12 protein-coding genes are annotated in these 11,195 nt (G+C 64.5%); 3 read left to right on the top strand and 9 right to left on the bottom strand.

All coding sequences use genetic code 11. The features are described from left to right. Positions 1-5 precede the first annotated feature (5 nt). The 3 genes from pspA to pgsA form a co-directional block, all read right to left on the bottom strand. A complete protein-coding gene (pspA, locus tag F0Q45_RS04290) occupies positions 6-821 on the bottom strand; it encodes a phage shock protein PspA (RefSeq protein WP_149652746.1) in 816 nt (271 codons plus the stop codon). A gap of 150 nt (positions 822-971) precedes the next feature. Continuing rightward, positions 972-1,301, bottom strand: coding sequence for a transcriptional regulator ClgR (gene clgR, locus F0Q45_RS04295; protein ID WP_149652747.1), 330 nt, complete (start codon positions 1,299-1,301; stop codon positions 972-974). Positions 1,302-1,397: 96 nt separating this feature from the next. Continuing rightward, the gene (gene pgsA / locus F0Q45_RS04300; RefSeq protein ID WP_188112783.1) at positions 1,398-1,994 is read right to left on the bottom strand and encodes a CDP-diacylglycerol--glycerol-3-phosphate 3-phosphatidyltransferase; all 597 of its coding nucleotides are present in this window, start codon (positions 1,992-1,994) and stop codon (positions 1,398-1,400) included. Between the two features lie 45 nt (positions 1,995-2,039). Here pgsA and F0Q45_RS04305 point away from each other — a divergent pair, with 45 nt between their 5' ends. Beyond that, a complete protein-coding gene (locus F0Q45_RS04305) occupies positions 2,040-2,564 on the top strand; it encodes an amino-acid N-acetyltransferase (RefSeq protein WP_149652748.1) in 525 nt (174 codons plus the stop codon). Positions 2,565-2,626: 62 nt separating this feature from the next. On the opposite strand, the gene F0Q45_RS04310 is transcribed toward F0Q45_RS04305, so the two are convergent. Continuing rightward, entirely contained in the window at positions 2,627-5,239 is a 2,613-nt protein-coding gene (locus F0Q45_RS04310; protein ID WP_149652749.1) for an FtsK/SpoIIIE family DNA translocase, read from the bottom strand. Positions 5,240-5,337: 98 nt separating this feature from the next. On the opposite strand from F0Q45_RS04310, the gene F0Q45_RS04315 reads away from it, so the two are divergent. Next, complete coding sequence (locus F0Q45_RS04315; protein ID WP_149652750.1) at positions 5,338-5,652, top strand: putative quinol monooxygenase; 315 nt, start codon at positions 5,338-5,340, stop codon at positions 5,650-5,652. 84 nt (positions 5,653-5,736) lie between these two features. After that, positions 5,737-6,654, top strand: coding sequence for an SAM-dependent methyltransferase (locus tag F0Q45_RS04320; protein ID WP_149652751.1), 918 nt, complete (start codon positions 5,737-5,739; stop codon positions 6,652-6,654). A 420-nt stretch (positions 6,655-7,074) separates the two neighbouring features. On the opposite strand, the gene F0Q45_RS04325 is transcribed toward F0Q45_RS04320, so the two are convergent. The 5 genes from F0Q45_RS04325 to F0Q45_RS04345 all read right to left on the bottom strand — a co-directional run bounded on the left by F0Q45_RS04325 (position 7,075) and on the right by F0Q45_RS04345 (position 11,172). Next, positions 7,075-8,751 (bottom strand): ribonuclease J, encoded by a 1,677-nt coding sequence (locus F0Q45_RS04325; RefSeq protein ID WP_149652752.1) that lies wholly within the window; start codon positions 8,749-8,751, stop codon positions 7,075-7,077. Positions 8,752-8,769: 18 nt separating this feature from the next. Then, a complete protein-coding gene (gene dapA, locus F0Q45_RS04330) occupies positions 8,770-9,672 on the bottom strand; it encodes a 4-hydroxy-tetrahydrodipicolinate synthase (protein ID WP_149652753.1) in 903 nt (300 codons plus the stop codon). 172 nt (positions 9,673-9,844) lie between these two features. Then, positions 9,845-10,597: an FAD-dependent thymidylate synthase gene (gene thyX, locus F0Q45_RS04335; protein ID WP_149652764.1), complete on the bottom strand. Its 753-nt coding sequence runs from the start codon at positions 10,595-10,597 to the stop codon at positions 9,845-9,847. Positions 10,598-10,759: 162 nt separating this feature from the next. Continuing rightward, on the bottom strand, positions 10,760-10,939 hold the full coding sequence (locus F0Q45_RS04340; RefSeq protein WP_188112784.1) for a hypothetical protein: 180 nt from the start codon (positions 10,937-10,939) through the stop codon (positions 10,760-10,762). Beyond that, entirely contained in the window at positions 10,936-11,172 is a 237-nt protein-coding gene (locus F0Q45_RS04345) for a FitA-like ribbon-helix-helix domain-containing protein (RefSeq protein WP_149652754.1), read from the bottom strand. The genes F0Q45_RS04340 and F0Q45_RS04345 overlap by 4 nt, the downstream gene beginning before the upstream one ends. Between the last annotated feature and the right edge of the window lie 23 nt (positions 11,173-11,195).

Here is an 11,195-nt window from a genome sequence, read left to right on the forward strand (position 1 = left end):
CTGCCTTACTGCTGCCCAAACGGTTTCTCGGTAATCTGGCCACCGGTCTCGCTGGCCGGGGTAACGCCTGGAGTGGTCGCGCCGCCGGCGGGCAAAGCTTCTCCCCGCATGGACGCCCGGATCTGCTCTAGCCGGGAATGACCCGCCATCTGCACGCCGGCCTGCTGGACTTCGAGCATGCGGCCCTGCACTGAGCTTTGGGCAAGCTCGGCCTGACCTAGAGCGGTGGCGTAGCGGCGTTCTATCTTGTCGCGCACCTCATCGAGGCTGGGAACATTGCCCGGCGCGGCGAGCTCGCTCATCGACCGCAGCGATGCACTGACCTGCTCCTGCATCTTCGCCTGCTCGAGCTGGCTGAGCAGCTTGGTGCGTTCCGCAATCTTCTGCTGCAGCACCATGGAGTTCTGTTCGACCGCTTTTTTGGCCTGAGCCGCCGCACTCAGCGCCTGGTCATGTAGCGCCTTGAGGTCTTCGACGCTCTGCTCGGCGGTTACCAGCTGAGCGGCGAACGCCTCGGCGGCGTTGTTGTATTCGGTTGCTTTGGCGCCGTCTCCGGCCGCGAGGGCCTGGTCGGCCAAGGTCAGCGCTTGACGCACATTGACCTGGAGCTTTTCGATGTCGGCGAGCTGCCGATTGAGCCGCATCTCCAGTTGCCGCTGGTTGCCGATCACTTGCGCCGCCTGTTGGGTCAGCGCTTGATGGGTGCGCTGCGCTTCCTCGATGGCTTGCTGGATTTGCACTTTGGGGTCGGCGTACTCGTCGACCTTGGAACTAAACAGCGCCATCAGGTACTTCCACGCCTTGACGAACGGATTGGCCATCGGTTAGCTCCGCTTTCGTTTCGTTGTGTGCCGGATGGGCCCCGTGTAGCCCACACCGCTTGCCCTGCCGCTCAATTTATCGGGTCACTGTCGATCTACCCACCCCATGGTTGGGTAACCGGCCGGCGCTCGGTTTGGCCCCCCGTTTGGTCAGGCCACCGCCAGCGACGCAACAGGAGGGATGACGACCTTGGTGCTGGGGTCGATGACGTCCCCAGTTGATACGGCCGCGGCTGTCCCGCGTTCCTGGCGGGCCATCCGTTCACCCGCGACGATGAGTACCTCCGACAGCGGGACATGTAACGCCTCGCAAATAGCGTTGAGCAACTCGCTGGAGGGCTCCTTGCGACCACGTTCGACTTCCGATAGGTAGCCCAGGCTTACGCGAGCCGAATCGGACACCTCCCGCAGCGTCCGGCCCTGCGAAGTCCGAGCGCCGCGCAACACGTCGCCGACGACTTCGCGAACCAATGATGTCATCGTGCTCTCTCCTTCACCCCGGTCACGCGCAGACACCTCGTCAACAAGCAGTGGTCTTTAGCTCAACGCCGAGCCGGGTGGTGTGGTTCCCGTGCATTACGACCCGCGGTTCGCCCAGTGAATTTCCTTGACTGTCGATGCCACGTAATCGATACCGGTCACCACGGTGAGCACGATGGCTGCGGCCATGATCACTACCGCCGCCACATGTAGCGGGCCGGAGAGCGGCAATACGTACAAGCCGATCGCCACCGCCTGCACGACCGTCTTGAGCTTGCCGCCCCGACTCGCAGGAATGACGCCGTGGCGAATCACAGCCAGCCGCAACACCGTCACCCCGAGTTCGCGCGTCAGGATCAATATCGTGACCCACCAGGGCACATCGCCCAACATCGACAAGCCGATCAGCGCTGCTCCGATCAGAGTCTTGTCGGCAATCGGATCGACGAATGCGCCGAATTCCGTGGCCATGCCGTAGTTGCGGGCCAGTAGCCCATCGAACCGATCGGTAATGCTGGCAACCGCGAATATCGCCCATGCCACTACTCGGGCAGTCGTATGGTGGCCGCCGTCGTAGAACAGGGCATACAAGAATATCGGAACCAACACCAGTCGCAGGCCGGTCAGAATATTCGCGAGGTTGGCGATACGGGCAGTTCCTGGTACCTGACCTGTTTGCGGCTGCCCTGACACGGCAACAGAATAACGGTTGACCAGCCCACCCGATACTGTTCCCACGTGACCGAAAGTCCACGAGATTTCCGACCGGTAGTCCGGCGCGCCCGGACGTCCGACGTGCCTGCGATCAAGAAACTCGTCGACACCTATGCAGGAAAGATCCTGCTGGAAAAGAACCTGGTAACGCTTTATGAAGCGGTGCAAGAATTTTGGGTGGCCGAACAGCCCGACGTCCCGGGAGACGTGGTGGGCTGCGGCGCGTTGCACGTGTTGTGGTCGGATCTGGGTGAAATCCGTACCGTCGCAGTCGACCCCACAGTGACCGGCAACGGCATTGGCCATGCGATCGTCGATCGGCTGCTCGAGGTTGCGCGGGAACTACAGCTGGAACGGGTGTTCGTGTTGACTTTTGAGACCGCATTCTTTGCCCAGCACGGCTTCACCGAAATCGAAGGCACGCCGGTTACCGCGGAGGTGTTCGAGGAGATGTGCCGCTCCTACGACATCGGTGTCGCGGAATTCCTCGACCTAAGCTACGTCAAGCCCAACATCTTGGGTAACTCGCGGATGCTGCTTGTGCTCTAGCTCTAGCTTCGGCCGGGCGAGCAGACACAGAATCCTCCGACACGCCGGAAAATCGGACGAGTCTACGTCTGCTCGTCGACGTCGTCGACGCTCGCGGCCCCGCCCCGGATCAACGCCAGCGTTCCCGCCAGCTCGTCGGACTTGACCAGCACCTCCCGAGCCTTGGAACCCTCGCTGGGACCCACGATGCCGCGGGTCTCCATCAGGTCCATCAACCGGCCGGCTTTGGCGAACCCGACCCGCAGCTTGCGCTGCAACATCGAAGTGGAGCCGAACTGGCTAGACACCACCAGCTCCACGGCTTGCAGGAAGACGTCCATGTCATCGCCAATATCTGGGTCCCGACCATCCGAGTCGGCGCGTTCCCCGGTGGGCTTGGCGGTCGTGACACCCTCGGTGTACTCCGGCTCGGCCTGCTCTTTGCACGAGGCGACGACGGCCTGGATCTCCTCGTCAGTGATGTAGGCGCCTTGCAGGCGGATCGGTTTGCTCGCGCCCATCGGTAGGAACAAGCCGTCGCCCATGCCGATCAGCTTTTCCGCACCCGCCTGATCGAGGATCACCCGGCTGTCGGTGAGCGACGATGTCGCAAACGCCAGCCGCGACGGCACGTTGGTCTTGATCAGCCCGGTGACCACGTCAACGGACGGCCGCTGGGTGGCCAGCACCAGGTGGATGCCGGCCGCGCGGGCCTTCTGGGTGATCCGGACGATGGCGTCCTCGACGTCGCGCGGCGCGGTCATCATCAGGTCGGCCAGCTCGTCGACGATCGCGACGACGTAGGGGTAGGGCTGATACACCCGCTGGCTGCCCAAGGGTGCCGTGATTGCCCCGGTTCGCACCTTCTCGTTGAAGTCGTCGATGTGGCGCACCCGCGACGCCTGCATGTCCTGATAGCGCTGCTCCATTTCCTCGACCAGCCACGCCAGCGCGGCTGCGGCCTTCTTGGGTTGGGTGATGATCGGCGTGATTAGGTGCGGGATGCCTTCATAGGGCGTGAGCTCCACCATTTTGGGGTCGATCAGGATCATCCTGACTTCTTCCGGGGTGGCTCGGGTCAACAGCGAAATCAGCATGGAGTTGACGAAGCTGGACTTGCCAGATCCGGTGGAGCCCGCCACCAGCAGATGCGGCATCTTGGCCAGGTTGGCGGAGATGAAATCGCCTTCGATGTCCTTGCCCAGCCCGATCACCAGCGGGTGATGGTCGCGACGGGTCGACGGCGCGGTGAGCACGTCGGCCAGCCGCACCATTTCGCGGTCGGTGTTGGGCACCTCGATGCCGACGGCCGACTTGCCCGGAATCGGCGCCAGCATCCGCACACTCTCGGTGGCCACCACGTATGCGATGTTTTTCTGCAACGCGGTGATCTTCTCTACCTTGACGCCGGGACCCAGCTCCACCTCGTAGCGGGTGACGGTGGGGCCGCGGGTGCACCCGGTGACGGCCGCGTCGACCTTGAACTGGTTGAGCACCTCGCCGATCGCGGCGGCCATGTGGTTGTTGGCGGCACTTCGCTTCTTGGGTGGATCGCCGGCCACCAGCAGCTCCAACGAGGGCAGTGTGTAGGGACCTTCCACGACGCGGTCCAGGGCTTGGGTGTTCTGCTTCACGGCCCGGGAGCCGCGGCTCCGTCGAGCGGAGCTGGGTGCCAAGACGGGGTCAGGAATGGTCGGTTCGTCGTCGCCGGCTGGCGACCACACCGGCGCCTGGTGCTGGGGGCCCGGCGGCGCCTCGTCGTAGTAGCCATCGGAATAGTCCTCGCGCGCGACCTCGACCGTGTCTGCGTCGTCGCCAGCGAAATCGTGATAGTCCTCGTCGGCATCGTCGTGGTAGTCACGCTGCAATATCCGGGTGCCGAACATGGCGCGCAGGGCGTCGGGTACCTCGCGGATGGTGGTTCCGGTCAGCAGCAACAGTCCGAATAGTGCGCCGATGAACAGTAACGGCGCGGCGATCCACGCGGTCAACCCGTCGGCCAACGGCCCGCCGATCGCGAAACCGATGAATCCCGCCGCGTGCTGGCGCGACGCGGGGGTTTCCGGCGAACCGGCCCACAGGTGCCGCAGCCCCAGGAAGGACGAGACGATCAGGCTGGTTCCAAGGATCAGCCGTGGCCGAGTTTCGGGGTTGGGTTGGGTCCGCATCAGCACGATCGCTGTGGCGGCGAGCACGATCGGCAGCAGCACGACGGCCGATCCGATGAACGTCCGCAGCACCGCATCGACCCACGCACCCACGGGTCGGGCGGCGTGAAACCACGAACCGGCGGCAACGATCACGGCAAGGCCCAGCAGGACCAGCGCTAAACCGTCCCGGCGATGTCCCGGCTCGATGTCACGCGCGCGCCCGATCGACCGCGCCGCCCCGCCGGTACCTTTGGCAACCATCATCCAGGTGGCGCGCATGGCCCGGCCGACGGTAAGCCCGGCAGCGACCAGCAGGGCTTGATTACGCCGCCGGGCAGGCCTACTTGCCCGATTGACCGGCTTGCCGGATGTCTTTCTTGGGGCGCTCGATCTCCCACTTCGGGCCGCGCCCCGCGAAGTGGCTTTCGACCTGCTCGTTCGGGTTCCGGAGCGGGCGACGGTCCTATTGGCCATGCCGGCAAGCCTAGTCCCAACCACATCTTGTGCACCACATGCCACACTGGTAACGCCAGCTTCGGCGGCCATGTTGCCGGCTGGGTGTCGGCAGGCGTAGGTAGGGTGGCGAGCAGGTGACGAAGGTCATGCCACCCACCAAATGCGTCGGAGCCAGTAGGAGGCCTAGCATGCCCGTCGTTGTCGTCGCCACGCTGACCGTCAAGCCCGAGGCGGTCGAGACGGTCCGCGACATCCTCACCACCACCGTCGCAGAGGTGCACGCCGAACCTGGTTGTGAGCTGTACTCGCTGCACCAGATGGGCGAAACGTTTGTGTTCGTGGAGCAATGGGCCGACGCCAAAGCGCTCAAGGTTCACGGCACGGCGCCGGCGGTCACCAGGATGTTTACAGCGGTCGGCGAGCACCTGGTAGGAGCACCCGACATCAAGATGCTGCAGCCGATCCCCGCGGGCGAACCTGGCAAAGGGCAGCTTCGCCCTTGATGGGCCAGCCGCGGAAGGCCGAATCGCCTTGATCGGCGGGGCGTCTCGCCAGCCGATGCGGGCTTTGCGAAAAAGAGGTAGCTGATGGCTCGAAATCCCGCCGCCCGGACCGCTTTAGGCCCGATGGTGCTGTCGGCTGTCGAACAGAACGAGCCAGCCGATGCGCGCCTGGTGGACGACGACCTTGCCGACTCGTTCTTGCCCCGGCCGCTGCGCTGGTTCGTGGGTGCCACCAGGCCCGCGGCGGTCAGGCGCCGGCTGATCAACGTGTCGGAGTGGGCCGGCCGCGGGCTGTGGGCGAACCTCGTCTGCCGCAAGCGATTCATCGGCGACAAACTGGCCGAAGCGCTCGACGACGTAGACACGATTGTCATCCTCGGCGCTGGGTTGGACACCCGCGCCTACCGATTGACTCGGCAGGTCCGCATTCCGATTTTCGAGGTGGACCTGCCGGTCAATATCGCCCGGAAGGCCAAGACGGTGCGCCGGGTGCTCGGTGAGCTGCCGTTGTCGGTTCGGCTGGTGGCTTTGGATTTCGAGCACGACGACCTGCTCACCGCGCTGGCCGAGCACGGTTATCTGCCCGATTACCGCGCCTTCTTCGTCTGCGAGGGCCTCACCCAATACCTGACCGAACGTGGCGTCCGGCGAACTCTGGAGGGTTTGCGCGCGGCGGGTGTGGGCAGTCGCTTGGTGTTCACCTACGTCCGCCGCGATTTCATCGACGGAGCGAATCGGTATGGCACCCGGATGCTCTACCGCTCAGTCCGACGACGGCGTCAACTGTGGCACTTCGGGTTGCTGCCCGAGGAGGTCTCGGAGTTTCTCGCCCAGTACGGGTGGCGGCTATTGGAACAGGCCGGGCCCGCCGAGCTAGTGCAACGCTACGTCGAGCCCACCGGCCGCAAACTCAAGGCCTCGCAGATTGAATGGTTGGCCTACGCCGAGAAGATCTCCGATGCGCCAGCAGCAGTCAACCGATCGGACGGGCAGTCTTCCTAGCCGCGCACGCCGGTCATCGAAGTCTTTCAGTGTATCCGCGGCCCGCATCCGCAACCCAACCCGGCCCACGTTCCGGATCGACAGGTAACGGTGCGCCTTCATCCGCCCAATCGATCAACTCAGCGTGCGGACGGGCGCAGGTAGCGATATCGATGTCCGACGAGACAGTTGAGCGCATAGCGACACACTTCGCTTGATCGTTGAACGCGAGCCGATTGTCTAGTGGTCCAGCGTCATCCGCCGTAGGTACCCGCAATGGCAACCGAAACCCCCTAACGCAGGTCCATATCAGCGCTTCGCTGCGACTGCCGGCGCCCGTTTATGTTCCATCGCTTGCCGCGACGGCGTTCGCGCCGCGGATTCCGGCACGCTCACGGCACATGGTGAAGCAATCTCCGGGCGCGTCTCGGTGCCGCCGAATCAGACTTCGATGACTGTGGGCACGATCATGGGCTGGCGGCGGTAAACTTCGCCCACCCATTTGCCGACCGTGCGACGCACACCCTGCGCGATCCGGATCGGGTCAGTGATATTGGCGGCAACCAGCGATTCCAGCTCCGCTTCGACCTTGCGGACAGCGGGTTCCAGCGCCTTGGGATCTTCGGAGAAGCCACGCGACTGCAGGTGTGGCGCAACGACCGGACGCCCGGTGCCACGCTGGACCACGACGGTCACTGCGACAAAGCCGGACGACAGGATGAGCCGTTCACCCAAAGTGATTTCACCGACGTCACCGGTGATCAAGCCGTCGACGAACATCTTGCCGACCGGGACGGCGCCGGCAATCGACGCTTTTCCGGCGACCAAGTCGACGCTGACACCGTTCTCAGCCAACAAGATTGATTCCACCGGCACTCCGGTGCTAGCAGCCAACTTGGCGTTGACGCGCAACATTCGCCAGGTCCCATGGACCGGCATCACGTGGCGCGGCCGCACCCCGTTGTACAGGAAAAGCAGCTCACCGGCGCATGCGTGGCCGGAAACATGCACCCGCGCTTGGGCATTGGTGACAACGCGGGCTCCGATCTTGGCCAGCGCATCGATGACGCCGTAAACCGCCTCCTCGTTGCCCGGAATCAGCGATGAGGACAACACGATCAGATCACCTGAGGTGAGCGTGATGCTGCGATGCTCGCCGCGCGACATCCGGGACAGGGCCGACATCGGCTCGCCTTGGGTGCCGGTGGTGATGAGCACTACCTGGTCGGGCGGCATCATCTCGGCGGCGGCGATGTCGATCAGGTCGGAGTCGGCCACCCGCAAGAAGCCTAATTCCCTGGCGATCCCCATATTGCGCACCATGGATCGCCCCACGAACGATACCCGCCGGCCCAATGCCACTGCCGCATCGATGATCTGCTGTACCCGATCCACATTGGAGGCGAAGCATGCCACGATGACGCGTCCCGCGGCGCCTCGGATCAACCGGTGTAGCGCGGGGCCCACTTCGCTTTCCGATGGTCCGACACCGGGAATCTCGGCATTGGTTGAATCGCACAACAGCAGATCGACGCCGGCGTCGCCAAGTCGTGACATGCCCGGCAAGTCGGTAGGACGTCCGTCAAGCGGTAGTTGATCGAGTTTGATATCGCCGGTGTGCAGGACGGTTCCCGCGCCGGTGTAGACGGCGATAGCCAGCGCGTCGGGGACGGAGTGGTTGACGGCGAAGTACTCGCACTCGAAGACGCCGTGCCGGCTGGATTGCCCTTCGGCGACCTGCACGAGCACCGGTTTAATGCGATGCTCACGACATTTCGCGGCGACCAGTGCCAAGGTGAACTTGGAGCCGACGACGGGAATATCGGGGCGCAGCTTGAGCAGAAACGGGATTGCCCCGATGTGGTCCTCATGTGCGTGGGTCAGCACCAGCCCCTCGATGTCATCGAGCCGGTCTTCGATATGACGCAGATCAGGCAGGATCAGGTCGACGCCGGGCTCGTCGTGGTTGGGGAATAGCACCCCGCAGTCGATGATCAGCAGCCGGCCCAGATGTTCGAAAACCGTCATGTTGCGGCCGATTTCGTTGACGCCGCCCAGCGCGGTGACCCGCAGCCCTCCCGCGGTCAAAGGCCCTGGCGGGCGAAGGTGTTCGTTCACCTGAAACTCACCCGGGGCTCACCGAAGGACCGATGCCGCGCGCATGTCGGCGGCCAGCGCGTCGATCTGCTCTGGGGTTGCGGCCAGCTGCGGCAGCCGGGGCTCGCCGGCGTCGATGCCCTGCAGCCGCAGTCCCGCCTTGGACAATGTCACTCCGCCCAGTCGGCTCATCGCCTGGTACAGCGGGCTCACCGCGGTGTTGATCTTCCGGGCGGTGGCGATGTCGCCGGATTGGAAGGCGGACAACAACTCTCGAAGCTGACCAGCGGCCAGATGACCGATCACACTGACAAAACCGATGGCACCCATGGCCAGCCAGGGCAGGTTGAGCGCGTCATCTCCGGAATAATAGGCCAGTCCGGTTTCAGCCATGATCTGGGCGCTGCTGGGCAGGTCGGCCTTGGCGTCCTTGACTCCGACGATGTTGGGATGGGCGGCCAGCGCCCGGAGGGTGACGGGCTCGATCGGCACCCCCGAGCGCCCAGGAATGTCGTAGAGCAGTATCGGCAGCTCGGTCGCATCGGCGACGGCAGTGAAGTGTGCCAGCAGGCCGGCCTGCGGCGGCTTGGAGTAGTACGGGGTGACCACCAGCAGCCCGTGTGCGCCTTCGGTAGCGCAGGATTTGGCCAGCCGGATGCTGTGCGCGGTGTCGTAGGTACCGGCGCCGGCGATGACCCGGGCCCGGTCGCCCACTGCCTCCAGCGCGACACGCAACAGCTCAAGCTTCTCGGCGTCGGTGGTGGTCGGCGACTCGCCGGTGGTGCCCGAGACGACGAGGCCGTCGCACCCCTGGTCCACCAGGCGGTTTGCCAGACGTGCCGCGGTGGCGGTGTCCAGGGAGCCGTCGGCGCCGAACGGTGTAACCATCGCGGTCAGCAATGTTCCCAGGCGCGCGGGGGCGTCGAATCCGACGGAGCTCACGGTTCCCAAGGTTACCTGTCGCTACCAACCTCTTTGGCAGCGCCACGTGTTCCTCCGGACGCTCGTGGGACCGTGAACTAGTCCCAGTCAAGCCGACATCGACGTTTTGCAGACAAAGCGCGAGAGAGAGTCGGCAAAACGTCGATCTGGGCGAACATCGACGGGCCGAAGCCTAGGCTTCGGTCGCTAGCGGACTCGTCGCGACCTCGCTGCCGTCAGCCAGGGTCGTTACCTCAAAGTCGGCGAACACCGCGGGTGCGACGTCGGCAAGCTGGCGCAGGCATTCGATGGCCAGGCGCCGGATCTCCACGTCGGCGTGCTCGGTGGCCCGCATGGCGATGAAGTGTCGCCAAGCACGGTAGTTGCCGGTCACAACAATGCGGGTTTCGGTGGCATTGGGCAGCACGGCGCGAGCGGCCTGGCGCGCCTGCTTGCGTCGCAACACCGCATTGGATTGGTCGGCGAACTTGGCTTCCAGCTTAGCCAGCAACTCGATGTAGGTGGCCCGGCTGGCGTCTGCCGCAGCGGTCAGGATCTGCTGTAGTTCGGAATCGTCCTCCATTCCCGGTGGCACAACTACGTGCGCGGCGGTTTCCGGTACATAGCGCTGCGACAACTGCGAGTAGGAGAAATGCCGGTGTCGGATCAGCTCATGGGTGCATGATCGCGAGATGCCGGTGACGTAAAACGACACGCTCGCGTGCTCGAGCACCGAAAAGTGCCCGACGTCGATGATGTGTTTGATGTAGCCAGCGTTGGTCGCGGTCCGGGGGTTGGGCTTGGACCAGCTCTGGTAACACGCTCGGCCGGCGAACTCCACTAGCGCAGAACCCCCGTCAGCCTCGGTTGTCCAGGGCACGTCCGGCAGCGCCAAGAAGTCGGTCTTGGCGATTAGCTGCACGCGCAGCGGCGCAATCTCGGCCACGGCGCTTACCCTAGCCGCCGGCACCGCGCGATCTGGTGCGAGCCTGGCGGCCAGGTCTCGTGGGATGTCTGCCGCGCGACCCGTCACATCCGGGCCGGAACAGCCGAGTAGGCGCACGGCGATCGAACCGGCGACAGCGCACACCGCAGTCACGGCACAACGCTATGCGGAGTCTTGTCCGACGAGTTCAGTCCGGCGCAGCACGTTGCCGACCTCGGCATCGATCAAGTGTGGTGCGTGCCGCCGCATCGCGGGCAGCTGCATCCGCAGCGCGTCGGCAGCCGCATTCTTGCCGACTAAGGCCAGCACTAGCGCCGACGCGTCGATGACGTAGTCGTTCAACGACGGTCCGCGGCCAGGTCCGCCAGGATCGACGCCACGGTCGCCCCTGGCGTGTTACTTTCGTCGCGCGCGGCTTCCATGGCGGCGAGCGCCTCTGCCGCAGTAGGACGGCTCGCGAAGTCGATCACCCAGTCGCGCATGTAGGACTGGATGGAACGGCCCGCGACGCGAGCGCGCTTGCGAATCACCTCGTACGCGTCTTCGGGAACTTCCCGGATCTGAATTGTCGCTATAGCGCTACTATAGCGCTATAGCG

This window comes from Mycobacterium simiae (assembly GCF_008370645.1).
GTDB lineage: Bacteria > Actinomycetota > Actinomycetes > Mycobacteriales > Mycobacteriaceae > Mycobacterium > Mycobacterium simiae_A.